Source organism: Polaribacter sp. Asnod1-A03 (assembly GCF_045063585.1).
Classification (GTDB): Bacteria; Bacteroidota; Bacteroidia; order Flavobacteriales; family Flavobacteriaceae; genus Polaribacter.
On sequence record NZ_JBEFOE010000009.1, the window covers coordinates 42,665 to 60,362 of the forward strand.

The following is a 17,698-nucleotide window of genomic DNA, read 5'->3' on the forward strand; positions in this document are numbered from 1 at the left end:
ATATGAAATTAAGAATAGCAATAATTACCCTTGTATTGGGTTTTATGTCTTGTAACAATGCGCCAAAACAAAATACAGTTGTTGATTCTAAAACGAAAATAGAAAAAACTGAAGGGAAATATAAATATTGGAAATGGATTGCTGTAGGAGATAAAGAATCAGAATCTAGTATAGAAAAGAGATTTAGTATTTTAAAAGAAAACGGTATTGACGCTATTTTAATCAATACAAATGCAGATCCTAAAACATTATCTAAAGCAGCGCCAATAGCAAATAAGTTAGGTTTAGAGGTTCATGCTTGGATGTTTACCACAAATAGACCAGGAGATTCTATAGCGCAACAACACCCAGATTGGTATATGGTAAGTCGTAGCGGAAAGTCTTGTTTTGTAAAAGAAGAAAGACCTTATGTAGGATATTATCAATGGTTATCTCCAAGTCATCCAGAAGCAAGAAAACATATTTTAAGTTTGGTAGAAGGTTTGGCTAAGGTAGAAGGAGTAACAAGTGTACACTTAGATTATATACGTTACCCAGATGTGTATTTACCAGTTGGATTACTTCCAAAATACGATTTAAAACAAGAGGAAGAATTACCAGATTACGATTTTGATTATTCTGATGCTAGTGTAGAAAAATTTATGGCACTTCACCATAAAGATCCAAGAAAAATGGAAAACCCTGCGATTGATATTGAATGGAAAAACTTCCGTTTAAATGAAATAAGATCTCTTGTAAACGAAGCATACGAAGTGGTACATAAACATGATAAAAAATTAAGTGCCGCCGTATTTCCTTACCCAGAAATGGCAGACCATATGGTGCGTCAACGTTGGGATAAATGGAATATAGATATGGTTTTACCAATGATATATTACAATTTTTACAACGAAGAGTTAGATTGGATTGGTTATGCAACTAAACAAGGCGTTCAAGATTTAGAAGGAAAAGCAACTCAATTACATACAGGGTTGTATACACCTAAATTAACGCCAGAAGATTTAAAAAAGGCTATCCAAATGGCAAAAGATAACGGCGCAAATGGAATAGCATTTTTTGATGATGGAAAAATGACAGAAGAGCAATTCGAAATTATTAAAAATTCTAAAGAATAAATACATGACTAAAAGTATTTACATAGCGATATTAATAATTTGTTGCTATGCCTGTAAAAAAGAAAAGCAAGTTGAAGTAGAAGTTAAACCTGATGCGTTAACATCGTTTGTAAATACTTTTATTGGAACAGATGGCCCTGGAAATACATATCCTGGTGCAACGGTTCCTTTCGGAATGGTGCAATTAAGTCCAGATCATGGTATTCCGGGTTGGGATAGAATTGCAGGATATTTTTATCAAGATTCAATTATTTCTGGTTTTTCTCACACGCATTTAAGTGGTACGGGAGCAGGAGATATGTACGATATTTTGGTGATGCCAACCAATAGCAGATCATCTAAAAAAATAAAAGAGAATAGTTTTAAACCATTTTCTAGTTTTTCTCACGATAGTGAAACGGCTTCACCAGGTTATTATAGTGTAATGCTATCAGATTTTGGAATCCAAGCCGAGGTTACCGCAACGCGTAGAACAGGAATTCATCAATACACATTTCCTAAAGATAGTTTGTCTCAAATTCATATCGATTTAGGGTATTCTTTAAATTGGGATAAACCAATGGAAACCTATTTTAATATTATTGACGATAAAACCATAGAAGGCTATAGAATGTCTAAAGGTTGGGCTAGAGACCAACGATTGTATTTTGTTATTAATCTCTCTAAACCATTTAAATCTTACACGTTATTAAGTGAAGGAGAACAAGTAGATTCACCTGTAAAAGGTGTAAACACAAAACTTATTCTTGATTTTAGTACGTCAGAAAATGAGAAGATTGTTTTAAAAACAGGCCTATCTACAGGTAGTATAGATGGTGCTTATAAGTCTATTGAAAAAGAAGCTCCAGGTTTTAATTTTGAAGAAATAAAAGCTAAGACCGATGCTGTTTGGAACAAACAACTACAAAAAATAAAGATCGAAACAGATGATGTAGAAAAGAAAACTATTTTCTATACCATGATGTATCAATCCATGTTAGCACCAACCTTATTAAGCGATTTAAATGGCGATTATAAAGGTGCGAACGATAGTATTATGAATGCCAAAGGTTACGATCGTTATGATACATTTTCTCTTTGGGATACCTACAGAGCAGCACATCCATTACACACCATTTTACATCCAGAGCGTGTATCTAGCATGATAAATTCACTTTTAGCACATTATAACGAAACAGGTTTATTGCCTGTTTGGTCTATGCAAGGGAACGAAACAAACATGATGATTGGTTATCATGCAGTTCCTGTTATTGTAGATGCCTATTTTAAGGGTATTAAAAACTTCGATGCTGAATTGGCTTTTGAAGCTTGTAAGCAAAGTGCGATGGATAAAAGCAGGCAAATTGATGATTATATGAAATACGGTTATGTTCCTATTGATAATCATCACGAAAATTGGTCTGTGTCTAAAACTTTAGAATACGCTTACGACGATTGGTGTATTGCACAATTTGCTAAAGATTTAGGGAAAGACGAGGATTATAAATATTTTACAGAACGTTCTAATAACTGGAAAAATATTTACGATTCTAAAAGTACATTTATGCGTCCAAAGTATAAAGACGGTAAATTTATAGAACATTTTATCCCAAAAGAATACACGCCATATTTTTGTGAAAGTAATGCTTGGCAATATGTTTGGTCAGTACCTCAAGATGTAGAAGGTCTGGTAAAACAAGTTGGTGGAAATGAGTTTTTTGAGAAAAAATTAGATTCAATGTTTACTTATAATCCATTTCCTAGCGATAAATTACCTATTTTTAGCACAGGAATGATAGGTCAATATGCACATGGTAACGAGCCAAGTCATCATGTTGGATACTTGTACAATTATATTGGTAAGCCTTGGAAAACGCAAGAAAGAATTAGAGAGATTTTAGAAACACAATACAAAAATGCGCCTAATGGACATTGTGGAAATGAAGATTGTGGACAAATGTCTTCTTGGTATATTTTTAGTAGTTTAGGTTTTTATCCTGTCAATCCAGCACAAAGTGTTTATAGTTTTGGATCTCCTTTATTTGATAAAGCAGAATTAAATTTAGAAAATGGAAATACGTTTGTAGTTGAATCTATAAATAATAATTCAGCCAATAAATATATTCAAAAAGTAGTTCTAAATGGAGAAGAATTAAGCCAAAGTTATATAACACATCAAGAAATTTTAAAAGGAGGTAAATTGGAGTTTTTTATGAGTGATAAACCAAGTAAAGATAAAAATTTTTCAATGGCACTTTCATCAGAAGTATTTAAATAAAAATCATTTTTTATGACAAATAGAAGAAAATTTATAAAAAAAGCAGCTTTAGGTTCTGTAGCAATTAGTTCTTTATATACTCATGCAAGTAATACTAATGAAGATGTATCAACTAAAAATCTTCTTAAAACTAATGTCATAAAAAAGCCAATTATTATTTCTACATGGAGACATGGTTTAGCAGCAAACGAAGAAGCTTGGCAACAGTTAAAAAATAAAAAACCGACTTTAGATGCCATTGTATCTGGTGTTGGTATACCAGAAGGAGATCCAGAAGTTAGAAGTGTAGGTTATGGAGGTTTGCCTGATAGAGAAGGTAAAGTAACTTTAGATGCTTGTATTATGGATTATAATAGTGATTGTGGTTCGGTCTCTTTTTTACAAGGAATTAAACACCCAATTGCGGTAGCAAAAAAAGTTTTAGAAGAAACACCTCATGTAATGCTTACGGGAAAGGGAGCCTTGCAATTTGCTTTAGAAAAAGGTTTTGAAGAAGAAAATTTACTAACCGAAAAATCTGAAAAAAGATGGAAAAAATGGTTAGAAGATTCAAAATACAAACCGGTAATAAACATAGAAAATCACGATACGATTAGTATGTTGGTTTTAGATGAAGAAGGTAATTTATATGGTGGTTGTACTACAAGTGGAGCAGCATGGAAAATGCATGGTAGAGTAGGGGATTCTCCTATTATTGGAGCAGGTCTTTTTTTAGATAATGAGGTTGGTGCAGCAGCTGCAACAGGTTTAGGAGAAGCAGTAATTAGAACAGCTGGTAGTGCTATGGTTGTAGAGTTAATGAGACAAGGGAAATCACCAACAGAAGCGTGTAAAGAAATTGTAGAGCGTATTTATAAAAAGCACTTAAATCATAAAGATATGGCTTATTTACAAGTAGGTTTTATTGCTGTTAATAAGCAAGGAGAACATGGTGGTTACAGTATAAGACCTGGTTTTAATTACGCGGTTTATGATGAAGAAAAAGGAAACCGTATGGAAAAAGCGGCATCTAAAATAGTCAGAAAAAAAGACTAATTCTATCATGATAAAAAAGTTTTATTTATATGTTTTAATGGCTTTTGTTGTTTTAACCATGAATTCTTGTAAAGAAGAATCAACAAGAGTTTTTACTGAATCAGAAATTGCAATTATACCCAAAGTTAATACTTTAAAAATTAATTCTGGTGTTTTTAAGTTTGATGAAAATACTACTTTTATCACATCAAGTAAAAGGCAATCAATTGCAGCAGAACTATTAATCGATAAATTTAAGAATGCTGCTGATTGGGATTTAAAAATTTCTGAAACATTACCTACTTCAAATTACATTCTTTTTAAAACTAATGATAGTCTAGCATCAGAAACGTACTCTTTAAATATAACAAAGAACCATATAGAAATAAAAGCTTCTGATAATTCAGGTTTTTTGTATGCTGTACAAAGTCTTAGGCAATTATTACCAGTTGATATAGAAAGTAATATAAAAACAGAAAATACGGTTTGGGAAGTTCCGAATGTTGAGATAAAAGATGGACCTCGATTTAAATGGCGTGGATTAATGTTAGATTTATCTCGTCACTTCTTTGATAAAGAGTATATAAAAGAAACTATTGATGCTTTATCATTACATAAAATGAATATTCTACATCTTCATTTGGTAGATGACCAAGGATGGAGAATAGAAATAAAGAAATACCCAAAATTAACAGAAGTTGGTGCTTGGAGAGTAGACCAAGAATCAATTCCTTGGAATTTAAGAACAGGTAATAATCCAAAAGAAAAAGGTACTTATGGAGGTTTTTTAACTCAAGAAGACTTAAAAGAAATAGTGTCTTACGCTTCATTAAAAGGAGTGGAAGTTGTGCCAGAAATAGAAATGCCAGCACATGTAACTAGTGCTATAGCTGCTTATCCGGAATTATCATGTTTAGCAGAACCTGTAGCTGTTCCGTCAGGAGCAATATGGCCAATAACAGATATCTATTGTGCGGGTAAAGAAAATACATTTCAGTTTTTAGAAGGTGTATTAACAGAAGTAATGGACATTTTTCCGTCTAAATATATTCATATTGGAGGAGATGAAGCGACTAAAACCAATTGGATTAAATGTCCACATTGTAAAAAAAGAATCAAAGACGAAGGTCTTAAAAATGTAGATGAACTACAGAGTTATTTTATTAAACGAATGGAAAAGTTTATAAACTCTAAAGGGAAAAAATTAATTGGTTGGGATGAAATTTTAGAAGGAGGTTTGGCTCCAGATGCTACCGTAATGAGTTGGAGAGGTGTAAAAGGAGGTGTAGAAGCTGTTAAACATGGTAATGATGCAATTATGACACCTGTGTCTCATTCTTATTTTGATTATTATCAAGGCCCGCCAGAACAAGAACCAGTTGCAGGTGGTAGTGTATTATCAACAAGTAAAGTATATACTTTTGAGCCAGTTATAGAGGGGTTAACGCCAGAAGAAGCAAAACATATTTTAGGAGGACAAGCAAACCTTTGGGCAGAACATATTCCTACAGAAGAACATTCTCAATACATGATTTTCCCTAGATTAACTGCTTTATCAGAAACGGTTTGGAGTACAAAATCTTCTAGAAATTGGGATGATTTTTCTAAACGATTAAAAGTAATGTTTAAAAGATATGATCTTTTAGATATTAATTTTGCAAAAAGTACATTTATTATTGGTTCAAAGGCAACTATAGATGCTAAAAATAAAACGGTAGCATTAACGTTATATAATGAATATAAAGATTCTGATATTAAATATGCGTTAGGTGGAGATGAATTAGATGTAAATTCATCAAAATTTACAGAACCAATCATCTTGAATAAAACAACAGCAATAAAAGCAGTTTTATTTGAGAATGATGAGCCTAAAGGGAGAGTTTTTACAGATACTATAGTCTTTCATAAAGCAGTTTCTAATAAAGTAGATTATAAAACAAATTACCATGAAAGATATAAAGGTTCTGACGCATTTAATTTAGTAAATACCTTACGCGGAACTAAAAATTTTAGAGATGGTCGATGGCAAGCTTGGTTAAATGAAAATGCAGAGGTTATTATTGATTTAGAATCAGAAAAGACAATAAAAGAAGTTGTAATTGGTAGTATGGAAAATCAAAAAAACGGAATATTTTACCCAGCTAAAGTTGAAGTTTTAACTTCTATAGATGGACAAAATTTTACAGAAGTACAATCGTTGTCTAAAGAATACAATAAAAATGATGAACCAAGACTTAAAGATTTTAAATTAGAATTTAAATCGCACAAAACTATGTTCATAAAAGTAAAAGTTAATCTATTAAAAAAGAACAAAAATCGTAGAGAAGTTTGGTTTTTTATGGATGAAATATTAGTAAATTAAATTTTTAGATGAGAATTAAGCTTTTTATATTATTTCTTTTAGGGATTAAAGGGGTTTTTAATGCACAACAACAACAACAAGTAGAATATGTAAATCCATTTATTGGTACGTCTAATTTTGGTGCAACAAATCCTGGTGCAATTGCGCCAAGAGGTATGGTTAGTGTATCTCCGTTTAATGTTTCTGGTAAACAAAATTCTTTAGAAAAAGATAGCAGGTGGCTGTCTAACCCTTATGTAAATGAAAATACATTTTTAACAGGTTTTTCTCATGTAAATTTAAGTGGAGTTGGTTGTCCAGATTTAGGTGTTGTATTATTGATGCCAACAACAGGTGCTTTAGAAACAAATCATTTAAAATATGGTAGCACGTACACAAAAGAAACTGCAAAAGCAGGATATTATAGTACCGTATTAGAAAAGTATGATATAAAAGTAGAAACTACAGCAACTACAAGAATAGGTGTTTCTAGATATAGATTTCCAAAAGGAGAATCTAATATATTATTAAATTTAGGTTTAGGCTTAACAAATGAAGAAGGTGCTTCTGTAAAAGTCGTTTCTCTAACAGAAATTGAAGGAATTAGAACTGTAGGTTCATTTTGTTATTATAAACCAGAAGAAGCTTATCCTGTATATTTTGTCGCAAAATTTAGTAAACCAGCAGAAGATTTTGGCGTTTGGAAAACGCCAAATAAATATAATGGAGTTGAAGCTAAATGGATGCCTTATAATGGAAAAACAAGAATAAAGAAAGGGTATAGAAAAGAAGTTGTTGGAGATAGTATTGGTGCTTATTTTAAATACAATTTTTCTAAACCAACAGAAGTGGAGGTTAAAATAGGTGTGTCTTATGTAAGTATAGAAAATGCTAGAGAAAATTTAGAGAAAGAAACTCAAAACTTAGCATTTGATGATATTTATAAAGCAACATCTTCTCATTGGAATAATCTTTTATCAAAAATAAAAGTAGAAGGTGGTACAAAAGATGATAAAACTATTTTTTACACTGCATTATATCATACCTTAATTCATCCGAATACATTAAATGATTTTAATGGCGAATACCCGAGTATGGCAACTCGTGAAACTTTAAAAACAAAAGGCACACGTTTTACAGTGTTTTCTTTTTGGGATACTTATAGAAATTTACACTCATTAATGTCTTTGGTTTATCCGAAACAACAATCTAACATGGTAAAAAGCATGTTAAATATTTACGATGAAAGTGGTTGGTTGCCTAAATGGGAATTAAATTCTACAGAAACAACTACAATGGTGGGTGATCCTGCAGGAATTGTATTAACAGATACTTACTTAAAAGGTATTAAAGATTTTGATGTAGAAAAAGCATACAAAGCAATGCGTAAAAGTGCTACACTTATAGAAAATAATCCGTTAAGACCAGGTATAAAAGAATATGTTGAAACTGGTTATTTAACAACTAAAAATACTGGATCTGTATCTACAACACAAGAATATAATATTAGTGATTATTCTATAGCATTATTAGCAAAATCATTAGGTAAAAAAGAAGATTATAAACGATTTATAAAACAGTCATTAACATACAGAAATTTATACGATAAGGATTTAAGACTCTTAAGGCCAAAAAATACAGATGGTTCTTGGTACGAACCTTTTGATCCGCTACAAGGTGCAGATTTTGAAAAAAGTATAGGTTTTATAGAAGGAAATGCTTGGCAATATGCCTTTATGGTGTCTCATGATATAAAAGGGTTAATAAAGTTGATGGGAGGAAAAAAACAGTTTACAAATCAATTAGAAAAAGTATTTGATAACAATCAGTTTGATATGGCAAATGAGCCAGATATTGGTTACCCTTATTTATTCAATTATGTTAAAGGAGAAGAGTGGAGAAGTCAAAAAAAAGTGAAAGAACTCATTGCTAAATATTTTAAAAACACACCAGACGGATTACCTGGTAATGATGATACAGGTACTATGTCTGCGTGGTTAATTTATAGTATGATTGGTATTTATCCAATTTCTCCAGGAGAACCTTTTTATACAATTACAGCACCCATTTTTGATAAGATTACTATAGAATTAGATTCCAATTATTATTCAGGAAAGCAATTGATAATTACTAAAAAAGGGAATGCTGATAAAGGTTTTATAGATAAAATTCAAGTTAATAATAAGATCTATAAAAAATATTTTATAGATCACAAAGATTTAGTTGAAGGTGCAACTTTAAATATTATTCTTAAAGAATAATACTTCTAATAAAACTAAGCTTAAGTTTTTTTAATGTTCCTATTTGTGTTTTTTAGGTCTAATTACCTAGTATTATATTAGGTAAAAGAATTATGCTTTATAATTGCTTACATTTATTGTGAAAAAATATATTTTATTTTGTCTTTAGAAATGAGAATAATACCTTTTTATATTTTATGAATACTTAAATAAATTAAGTTAATTCTCGCAAAATAATCAAAAAACAAAAAATAAATAGTAGTATTAGTCTGTTTCTAGTGATGTTACTTGTAAAAAAGAGAATAACGAACCAACACCTTTTCAGGATTGTTATTGGTCGAACAAATTTTAACATGTCTTATTTTGTTGGTTTTTTTATATAAAATTAGTCTTAGAATATTTTTTTCTGGAAATGTATTTATCTTTTCCTTAAACTAAGTATTAAAAAAATAGAACTAAGTTTTCTGTTTTTTTAAATGCTTTTTGACTGAGTGATTAATATTAGAATCAAAAAAATAAAATAAAAATAAAATGTTAAAGAGTAGTATAGATAAAGCGACAGGATTTGAGAAGCGTTTTGAAAACATCGGAACGGTAGTTTATTCAGACTCCACATCGGCCTCCCAGTCTATTGCTAAAGAAATAGCAAGTTTAATAAAGGTAAAACAAAGTCAAAAACAACCATGTATCACAATTCTCAACTCCATCAGGTGTATTCATAGGTTTGTCACTCATTCCAGATGTGACTAATGTATGAAAAGGTTTATCTTTTGTTGGTTTTACCCAATGAATATCTATATGAACCTGTTCAGATATTATTTCGTGAAAAACCATTTCGATTTCACCAATATGCTTTTCAATGTGGTCTGATATTTCTTCTATTGATGGTTCGCCAGACGCTCCTTCAAATTCCTTTTGGTCTGATTCTTTATATCGATATATAGGCGAACCTGATTCTGATTTCTCCATTTTTTTTCTTAATTAAAGCTAACGTGTTTGTGTATGATTAGTGGCGTGTTTTAAGCACGGAATTTAGCAAATAAAAACCGAATATAAAATCCGCGAGGATTTTCGTAAGTAGGCGAGAACCAGCCATTAATTATACACGGTGTTGCCAGTAGTTTTTATTCCGTTTTATATTTTATTATCGCTTTATCTCCTCGAAAAAACGATTCTTTTTCTTTTTTGTCAAAATCCAAATTCGGTTCGTGAATTATTTCCAAATTGTTATTATCAATCCATTTGGCAGAAATATTTTTACTTTCTGCTGTGTAATACATTATCCCAGCTCCACCTCCAGAATTCCATTCCATAATTCCGCTTGTGTGGATATATTTTCCATTTGTAAACTCTTCATTAACCCTGAATTCCTTTGTTCCATCAATCGTTCTAATATTAACGAGTTCGTTTGTAGTAAACTCAAATTTTGGTCTTACTCGTCTTTTCGCTTTTGGTTTTTCGGTTGAGATTAATTTTAAGAAATTTTCTAATTCCGATTTTCTGTCATTAAGAGTTTTTTGGTCCGCTCCAAGTTCTTTCCACAATTCCAAATCAGTTCCGTTTTCAATTATTTCTTTAACGGTTTTATAAATTTCAGGTTCTAACGATTTAGTTTCCCATTGAGCTAAAGCAAGTCCAAATAATGAATTGTTTCTGTCGTCTAAATCTGAAAAATAGTCTTCAAATTCCGTTTTAATTTCGTTTGAAACCCAAACTTGATTTCCTCCATTATTGTACTTATCGAAAAAGTTCGAATAAATGTCAAGTGTCGTATCGTTTCCTTTTATTTCTGTGTTCCAAACTCCCATTTAGTTTTATTTTTTTTTATACAGTTCAATTGGGTCTGGCTTTTCAGGTAATCCGATTAACTTATCATCATAAAAGTACATTTCTTGGATTTCCCCATTCCACCATTTCAACACAATACTATCTCCTCTTTTTTCATTCATTCCCATTTCAATTACTGTCAAAGAATCCACAGGATTTGGGTTTAATTCATAAATTCCGTAAGTATTTGGATTTTCGGAAATTCTTAATTGAATATTTCTCTCCTCAATTTTAAAATCATATATAGTTTGCGAGTAAGGATTATTTTCCAAGTATGAATTCCAGAAAAATGAGAATATCCAATAACAAACTATTGTATTTAGGAAAAATAAAATCGAAAGTTTTTTTCTTATAAAGAAAGCAATAATTCCAATCAGAATGTTCACTCCAAATATTTCAAGTCTGTGAGATTCAACTCCAACAGACATAAATGGGTCAGGTTTAATATTACTAACCCAATATTTCATAAGTAAAATATCGATTAGCAAAATCAGAACTCCAATTCCGACTAACAATTTTGTTTCTGATTTCGTCATTCTCAAATTACTGGCAACGTGTTTGTGTTATGGAAAGTTGCGTTTAAAGTGAACGGCTATTTTCCGAAGGAAAATAGAAGTTTACAAAAATGCGACTAACTTTGATTAAGCTAAAATTAAGCAATTTTTTTTACACGGTGTTAGGCACAGTTTTTTATTATTAAAATTTCAGCAAATAAGTTTATGTCTTTTGTTTCGTGAATTTGTAATCCACTTTCCTTTATGGCTTTTTTCCATTTATTTTTACTCAAAAAATGAAACGCCCCAATATTAAAAAATATAAAATTAATTTCGTTTCTCATTTGTTCTGAAATGATTAAAATTCCATCTTTTTTCAAAATTCTTTTTGCTTCTTTGAAAAACTTAACTCTATTATCGTGTTCCAAAATTTCGTGTAATGCTGTTACAGCAAAGATTATTTCTTGAGAGTTATTCTCAAAAGGTAATTCAGTCGGGTCAATTTTTATTTCTTTTGGATTTGGTGGAAATTGTTTTTTGGAAATATTAATCATTTTTTCTTCTAAATGTCTATTTTCAAATATATCACAAACGATTAATTCCATTTCAGGATATTTTTTTTCAAGTTCCTTAGAAATTGGATCAAAACTTGCGTGAATAAATATTCCTTTATTCAGATTATTTAAATTCAAATATTTTGGTAATTTTTCCAGTTTATATAAATCTGATTTGTCGTAAAGAATATATGAAGCTATAATTGAAAGGAATATATTTATTAGAATTAAACAACTAAAAACTATTAAGAAATTTGAAAAAAATTCATTTCTAATTTTACAAGAAAACCAATAAAAAATTAACGAAACAGATATTCCTAATAATATTTTTTGGTAATTAAAAAGTAAAACTAATTTTGTGATTTTCATTCGTAATTTTCCCTCTTAATTGTGCCTAACGTTTTTGTGTATGATTTGTTGCGTAAATTTAGCTAAAAATAACCAATAATTACAGACTTTTATGCGTGCGAGGTTTTTCGTAAGAAAAACTTAGTAAGCAATAAAACATACACGTTGTTGGGCTTAGTTATTGTAATATCCTAAAACTTTATTTCTTTCTGGATTTTCGGTTGAAATTTTTAATTTAATAAAATCTCCTTTTTTCTTTCTTCCAACTCTTTTTCCAATTTTTTTGTCTCCTTTAAATATCTGATTATTAAATTTATATTCAAACATTATTTTTTGATAATAATAACCTTTTCCAGCATGAACCATTTTTGTTTCAACTATTTCAGCTTTTACAAATTTAGTTTCGTTAAATATAAATTTATATTCTTCAGAATTCCAATAGTAAAAGGATATTCCAGCAATTGAAATTACTAATAATGTATAAAAAATAGGCTTTAAGAAATCAAATTTTTCTTTTTCCTTCTTTTTTTCGTATTTAATTTTCCATTTGTTGAATTTTTCACTTTCTTGTTTCTTCTTTTGAGAATTATATTTTTCAATAGAATTTTTTGTGACTTTAGAATCTAATTCATTGATGTAATTATTTATGAAACTATTTACAGTTTCTAAACTTTCAATTTTAATTCCAATTCTTTCCTGTGATTTGTCGTTAAATTCAATTAAATTTAAATGATATTTTTCCTCAACTCGATAAACATAAAGAGAAGTAATTTCTTTGCTTATAGATAATTCAAATCTAGTATTTAAATCAAAACTATTTTTTTTCTCATAAATTTTAGAAATTATATCCGAATTATATTCATAAATTTTATCTTCCTTAAATGAATAATATTGTAAGTTCATTCTGGTTTTAGTTCTTAATTAAGCCCAACGTGTTTGTATATGGTTTGTTGCGTGGTTAAGCACGTAATTTAGTAAATAAAAACCGAATAGAAAATCCGCGAGGATTTTCGTAAGTAGGCTAGAACTAGCAATAAATTATATACGGTGTTAGGGCAAGTTTTTTATTTTCTATGGAACAAATAATCTAATTCAATTTCAATTCGTGGTTTTTCAAATTGTTTGTCAGTTAATGGTGTAAACAGAATTTTAAAAGGTAATCTCAAATCCTTAAAAGTCTTGAAATATGCAATATAATTTTCTCTCTCAACATAATCTCCTCTGTCAATCGAAGAACCGTGAATTAAAAGAGTTGCTGTAATATTCTCAATTTCTCCATCTGAATTTTTTAAGACGACAATATTTTCTAAATACTTTTCAATCGGTTTATTGTTTTTAGTCTCAACTTTATATTTTGAGTATAAACTATCCTTTTCGATTAAAATTACTTTGTCAGTAGATTTGAAAAACGGTAAAGAAACTACATCACCAATTCTATTCATTTTTCCAATATAGGATTTGATATCCTCATCTGTATTTAACCTTGGATATTCATTTTGAATTTCTCCATTTTGGTCATAAGTTCTTACGAACGTTTTTTTAATCCTTTCAATTTTGAAATATTGGTCGATTTTTTCTTGATAATCGAAAAATGAGTTTTTAAATTCCTCTGTGTTATTGTCAATCCATTCAGTTTCTATTTCTCCAAATAAGTCAAAACCTATCAAAGTCATTACGTTATTTTGGATACTGGAATAAGGAATTTTAAGTCTAAATCTACCAAAGAGGCTTTTGCCTAATTTTCCTTCGTTATCTTTCAGTAGTTCCATATTCTCGAATAGTGTTCCATAAAAACTGAACTTATCGATTGTTTTATCAATCATTTTTGAATAGTCTGATAACCTATAAAAATTAGTATTCTTTTTATGATTTACTATATCTAATAAATAGACATTATTTCTCGTTAAATCTTTTGGGTAAATGTCTTTCGATGAATTTCCTCTTAAAATATAATGTTTAACTATTTTCTTTTTTTGAATTAATTGAAAATCATAAATGACATTGTTAAGTAAATATTCATTCCAAATTTCTCCTTGTTTTATAGAGTCAAGATTTTTGAATTCAGGATTTTCTGAAACTAAATTTTCGTAAGGGTCAAAAAATATAACTTTAAGTTCATAATTCTCAAACTCAAGTTTTTCAATTGTTTTAGATTTCTGCGCAAATGAAGTATTTAGTCCGAATATTAAGAAGGTAATTAAAAGGACAAATTTTTCTTTCATAGTTCAATTTTGGTTTTTTGGCAAATTTGCCCTAACGTTGTTGTATATGGTTTGTTGCGTGTTTTAAGCAATAAAGTTAGCAAATAAAAACCGAATAGAAAATCCGCGAGGATTTTCGTAAGTAGGCTAGAACTAGCAATAAAGTTTATACGGTGTTGTGTAACGTTAATTATTCAACCAAATCTTGTAGTTTTACTTTTCCTTTAAAGTTTATTTTTGCCAAATCTAAATATTCAAATAATTCAGTCGTTCCTTTTTCATTTTGTATTAAATAAGTTAAAAAGACTTTTTCAAGACCTTTTTCTTGTATTTTATGATTAATTGTTTCGATAAAATTTAAAGGAGCATTTTTGTCTGAAACTATTCTAAATTTGATAAGACTAAAATCTTCATCTCTTGTTCTATTTTTAATCGATTCAACCCATTCGTCAATTTCTTCAAGTTTCAAAAATCTTTCATTAGTTTGAATTTTGTATTTTTCTTTAAATTCGGTTTTAGTAGTTTCTTTACTTTTTCCAATTATTAGATTTTTAATAAAATCATCATTTTCAAAGTTTAAAGAATTATTCTTTTTAGAAAGTTTAACTATTGGTAAATCAATATTAACTAATAAGTTATTCAAATAATCTTTCAGTTTATGAGAATTTGTTAATTCAATTTTTTTTCCAAAATAGTCACCATAATTTTGAACATTTTTTAAATGAATTTTTTTTCCAGTTATTTTATATTCAAAATATCCTCCACAATCACCCGTTATTAAATTTTTCTCTTTGGAATAATGTCTTATTTTTTGTGTGTCCTTAAATGAAAATTTGTCAAAAAATGCTACAGAATCTGAATTTTTATCTAAATCTAATGAAATAAATCGTTCTCCTGAATCTTCGTTTTGAAGATGCCAATGACCTTCAATTTTTTCAGAATTTGTACAAGAAGAAAATATTATTAAATAGCTTATTAAGACTAATAGTTTTTTCATAAGTTTCTATTTTCTAATGTCTCGTCCTGAAATATGGCTACAGGTTAAAATTTATTTTTAAGCTGATAATTTATATACCATATTCGGTGTTTTATAACCTAAAGATAAGTGTAATCTTATTTCGTTGTATAAATTAATTGCAGTGTTTACCTTTACTGAGTTCATCAAGAATTTTTAGTTTAAAAGGTTCTGAATACCGTCTAATTACTTTGTCATTTTTGTACATAATGTTTAAAATTATGTAGCCTTTATTCAGGACGGGTCAAAATTATTGCCAACGTGTTTATATATGGTTTATTGCGTGTTTCAAGCAACTAATTTAGTAAATAATTACGGACAAAGAAAGTCCGCGAGGACTTTCGTAAGTAAGCAAAAAGCCAGCAATAAATTATATATGGTGTTGTGCGTTCGTTATTTTTTATTTCAGCTGTATATGAATATGGTCGTCGTGTCTTACTGCTCTACAACCGTGATATCTTATTTTATTATTCTTTAAATTCATTCTGTTTTTTAAATGTGGCTCAATAAATAATTTTCCTAAATCTTTATTTTCCAAGATTTTTTCTATTAATTTCTTTGTTCCTTTTTCCGAAAATACTAATTCACTATTAATTTTTCCTAAAGTCAAGTATTTTGGATAGTCATATTGAAAATACCCGTTTTTTAAACACTTTTCGATTTGGTTATATTCAGTTGGTTTCGGTTTTTCAAAAAGTCCGTAACCGCTTATAGATTTTTGTCTATTCGTAATAATTCCGCTTTTAGTTTCGTAAACTAAACTTAAGTCAATCTTTTTTCCGTCATTATGGCTTAAATGTGGAAGTAGAGGAAATTTATTAATGAAGGGGAAATTAGCATCTAAATAATGAATTTCAATATTTGTTCCGTTCAGTTTTTTTCCTGTTTTGCTTAATAATTCGTTCAGTTTTGGTTTGACATAATTCCTATTTAATAAAACTGTCATATAATTCGTAGGTTTTATTTTTTCGGAATGTTTCACTTTTTCTCTTCCAAAAATTGGTGAAATTAAGGGAACAATTAAAAGAGTTGAAAAAAGGTAAAGACTTGCAAAAATAATCAGAGTTTTAAACTTCAGATTTTTATTCCACTTTTTCGTAATTATTAAACTTAATAAATAAACAATTCCACCGATTTGAGTCAAAGCAGTTAGAAAGCAAAATATGATAAATCGGATTATTATTTTCAGTAGAATTTTCAATTTTGAGTTCTGATTTTAATGACGCACAACGTTGTTGTGTAGGAAAAGTTGCGGGTTTAAGCACTAAAGTTAGTAAATAAAACACAAACCAAGAAAATCCGAGAGGATTTTCGAAAGTAAGCTAAAACAAGCAATTTTTTTTACACGGTGTTGGGTGGCGTTATTGTTTTTTCATTCCCATTATCATTTCTGAACCTTGTTCTTTCACGGATATAATTAATTTATTCTTTGTGACTGAAATTAGTTTTTGTTCAGCTATTCCGTCTAAATCATTTGTTTTTATTATTCTTCTTTTTTTGTCAAATTCCCATTTCCCAACATATTTTTGACCATTTTCTATTCCCTCCTGTTTTCCGTTTTTATGAAAAATGACCCAATTCATTTTTTGCATTTCAGAAGGTAGTTCCATTTTTTTTCCACCCATTTCCATATATTCAATATGCCATTTTCCAGATGTTATTAAATCTTTTTCATTTTTTTCTTGAGAATTTATTGTTTGAATAGAAATAACAATTAATAATGTCAGAAGTATAATCTTTTTCATATTTTATTTTTTCAGTCCTAAAGTTGTTGTTTTATTTAAATATTTTCTTGATATAACAAGTTCTGATTCGTTAAGTTTTTCAATTTTATATTCAGTAAATTTTCCGTCTTCACTTATGTTAATAATTTCGTGCTTTTTACCAAAATTCCAATCTTCGATAGATTTTATTCCTTGTGTAGTTATTTCAGCTTTTCCATTTTGATTAAATAACATCCAATTTTCATTTTTTGTTTTATCTGAAATTTCTCTTTTATTCTCTCCAAACTTCATATATTTAATATACCATTTTCTAGAAGTTAATAAATCTTTCTCCCTTTTTTCTTGAGAATTAATATTTTGAAATGAAGAGACAACTAATAATGTCAGAAGTATAGTTTTTTTCATATTTTTTGTTATTCAGTTTTGAGTCGGTTTTTAATGACACCCAACGTGTTTGTATATGGTTTGTTGCGTGGTTTAAGCACCTAATTTAGCAAATAAAAACCTAATAGAAAGTCCGAGAGGACTTTCGTCAGTAGGCTAGAACTTAGCAATAAATTATATACGT

At 29.2% G+C, this 17,698-nt stretch carries 15 protein-coding genes; 5 read left to right on the top strand and 10 right to left on the bottom strand.

Going from position 1 to position 17,698, the window contains the following annotated elements; genetic code table 11:
- The first annotated feature begins 2 nt into the window (after positions 1-2).
- Genes ACJJVY_RS00535 through ACJJVY_RS00555 form a run of 5 tightly spaced genes read left to right on the top strand, consistent with a single transcriptional unit; the run spans position 3 to position 8,988 of the window.
- The gene (locus ACJJVY_RS00535) at positions 3-1,115 is read left to right on the top strand and encodes a family 10 glycosylhydrolase (protein ID WP_405604059.1); all 1,113 of its coding nucleotides are present in this window, start codon (positions 3-5) and stop codon (positions 1,113-1,115) included.
- A 4-nt stretch (positions 1,116-1,119) separates the two neighbouring features.
- Complete coding sequence (locus tag ACJJVY_RS00540; RefSeq protein ID WP_405604061.1) at positions 1,120-3,372, top strand: GH92 family glycosyl hydrolase; 2,253 nt, start codon at positions 1,120-1,122, stop codon at positions 3,370-3,372.
- Positions 3,373-3,384: 12 nt separating this feature from the next.
- A complete protein-coding gene (locus ACJJVY_RS00545; RefSeq protein ID WP_405604063.1) occupies positions 3,385-4,407 on the top strand; it encodes an isoaspartyl peptidase/L-asparaginase family protein in 1,023 nt (340 codons plus the stop codon).
- 7 nt (positions 4,408-4,414) lie between these two features.
- Positions 4,415-6,748 carry a family 20 glycosylhydrolase gene (locus tag ACJJVY_RS00550; RefSeq protein WP_405604065.1) on the top strand — a complete coding sequence of 778 codons (2,334 nt, stop codon included), beginning with the start codon at positions 4,415-4,417 and terminating at the stop codon, positions 6,746-6,748.
- An 8-nt stretch (positions 6,749-6,756) separates the two neighbouring features.
- Complete coding sequence (locus tag ACJJVY_RS00555) at positions 6,757-8,988, top strand: GH92 family glycosyl hydrolase (RefSeq protein ID WP_405604067.1); 2,232 nt, start codon at positions 6,757-6,759, stop codon at positions 8,986-8,988.
- Between the two features lie 630 nt (positions 8,989-9,618).
- Here ACJJVY_RS00555 and ACJJVY_RS00560 read toward each other — a convergent pair.
- From ACJJVY_RS00560 to ACJJVY_RS00605, 10 genes are all read right to left on the bottom strand, one after another.
- Positions 9,619-9,936 (bottom strand): suppressor of fused domain protein, encoded by a 318-nt coding sequence (locus tag ACJJVY_RS00560; protein ID WP_405604069.1) that lies wholly within the window; start codon positions 9,934-9,936, stop codon positions 9,619-9,621.
- Positions 9,937-10,091: 155 nt separating this feature from the next.
- On the bottom strand, positions 10,092-10,775 hold the full coding sequence (locus tag ACJJVY_RS00565) for a hypothetical protein (RefSeq protein WP_405604071.1): 684 nt from the start codon (positions 10,773-10,775) through the stop codon (positions 10,092-10,094).
- A gap of 6 nt (positions 10,776-10,781) precedes the next feature.
- Entirely contained in the window at positions 10,782-11,330 is a 549-nt protein-coding gene (locus ACJJVY_RS00570) for a hypothetical protein (RefSeq protein WP_405604073.1), read from the bottom strand.
- A gap of 140 nt (positions 11,331-11,470) precedes the next feature.
- The gene (locus ACJJVY_RS00575) at positions 11,471-12,211 is read right to left on the bottom strand and encodes a methyltransferase domain-containing protein (RefSeq protein WP_405604075.1); all 741 of its coding nucleotides are present in this window, start codon (positions 12,209-12,211) and stop codon (positions 11,471-11,473) included.
- A 153-nt stretch (positions 12,212-12,364) separates the two neighbouring features.
- Entirely contained in the window at positions 12,365-13,093 is a 729-nt protein-coding gene (locus ACJJVY_RS00580) for a hypothetical protein (RefSeq protein ID WP_405604077.1), read from the bottom strand.
- Between the two features lie 161 nt (positions 13,094-13,254).
- Complete coding sequence (locus tag ACJJVY_RS00585; protein ID WP_405604079.1) at positions 13,255-14,412, bottom strand: hypothetical protein; 1,158 nt, start codon at positions 14,410-14,412, stop codon at positions 13,255-13,257.
- A gap of 169 nt (positions 14,413-14,581) precedes the next feature.
- Positions 14,582-15,388, bottom strand: coding sequence for a hypothetical protein (locus ACJJVY_RS00590; protein ID WP_405604081.1), 807 nt, complete (start codon positions 15,386-15,388; stop codon positions 14,582-14,584).
- Between the two features lie 418 nt (positions 15,389-15,806).
- The gene (locus tag ACJJVY_RS00595; protein WP_405604083.1) at positions 15,807-16,352 is read right to left on the bottom strand and encodes a hypothetical protein; all 546 of its coding nucleotides are present in this window, start codon (positions 16,350-16,352) and stop codon (positions 15,807-15,809) included.
- Between the two features lie 415 nt (positions 16,353-16,767).
- Positions 16,768-17,151: a hypothetical protein gene (locus tag ACJJVY_RS00600; RefSeq protein WP_405604085.1), complete on the bottom strand. Its 384-nt coding sequence runs from the start codon at positions 17,149-17,151 to the stop codon at positions 16,768-16,770.
- A 3-nt stretch (positions 17,152-17,154) separates the two neighbouring features.
- Entirely contained in the window at positions 17,155-17,535 is a 381-nt protein-coding gene (locus ACJJVY_RS00605; RefSeq protein WP_405604087.1) for a hypothetical protein, read from the bottom strand.
- Positions 17,536-17,698: the final 163 nt, after the last annotated feature.

What these genes read in the sequence shown, in the direction of transcription:
- ACJJVY_RS00535 (WP_405604059.1), top strand. Translation starts at nt 3, where the DNA reads ATGAAATTAAGAATAGCAATAATTACCCTTGTATTGGGTTTTATGTCT.
- ACJJVY_RS00540 (WP_405604061.1), top strand. Translation starts at nt 1,120, where the DNA reads ATGACTAAAAGTATTTACATAGCGATATTAATAATTTGTTGCTATGCC.
- ACJJVY_RS00545 (WP_405604063.1), top strand. Translation starts at nt 3,385, where the DNA reads ATGACAAATAGAAGAAAATTTATAAAAAAAGCAGCTTTAGGTTCTGTA.
- ACJJVY_RS00550 (WP_405604065.1), top strand. Translation starts at nt 4,415, where the DNA reads ATGATAAAAAAGTTTTATTTATATGTTTTAATGGCTTTTGTTGTTTTA.
- ACJJVY_RS00555 (WP_405604067.1), top strand. Translation starts at nt 6,757, where the DNA reads ATGAGAATTAAGCTTTTTATATTATTTCTTTTAGGGATTAAAGGGGTT.
- ACJJVY_RS00560 (WP_405604069.1), bottom strand. Translation starts at nt 9,936, where the DNA reads ATGGAGAAATCAGAATCAGGTTCGCCTATATATCGATATAAAGAATCA.
- ACJJVY_RS00565 (WP_405604071.1), bottom strand. Translation starts at nt 10,775, where the DNA reads ATGGGAGTTTGGAACACAGAAATAAAAGGAAACGATACGACACTTGAC.
- ACJJVY_RS00570 (WP_405604073.1), bottom strand. Translation starts at nt 11,330, where the DNA reads ATGACGAAATCAGAAACAAAATTGTTAGTCGGAATTGGAGTTCTGATT.
- ACJJVY_RS00575 (WP_405604075.1), bottom strand. Translation starts at nt 12,211, where the DNA reads ATGAAAATCACAAAATTAGTTTTACTTTTTAATTACCAAAAAATATTA.
- ACJJVY_RS00580 (WP_405604077.1), bottom strand. Translation starts at nt 13,093, where the DNA reads ATGAACTTACAATATTATTCATTTAAGGAAGATAAAATTTATGAATAT.
- ACJJVY_RS00585 (WP_405604079.1), bottom strand. Translation starts at nt 14,412, where the DNA reads ATGAAAGAAAAATTTGTCCTTTTAATTACCTTCTTAATATTCGGACTA.
- ACJJVY_RS00590 (WP_405604081.1), bottom strand. Translation starts at nt 15,388, where the DNA reads ATGAAAAAACTATTAGTCTTAATAAGCTATTTAATAATATTTTCTTCT.
- ACJJVY_RS00595 (WP_405604083.1), bottom strand. Translation starts at nt 16,352, where the DNA reads ATGACAGTTTTATTAAATAGGAATTATGTCAAACCAAAACTGAACGAA.
- ACJJVY_RS00600 (WP_405604085.1), bottom strand. Translation starts at nt 17,151, where the DNA reads ATGAAAAAGATTATACTTCTGACATTATTAATTGTTATTTCTATTCAA.
- ACJJVY_RS00605 (WP_405604087.1), bottom strand. Translation starts at nt 17,535, where the DNA reads ATGAAAAAAACTATACTTCTGACATTATTAGTTGTCTCTTCATTTCAA.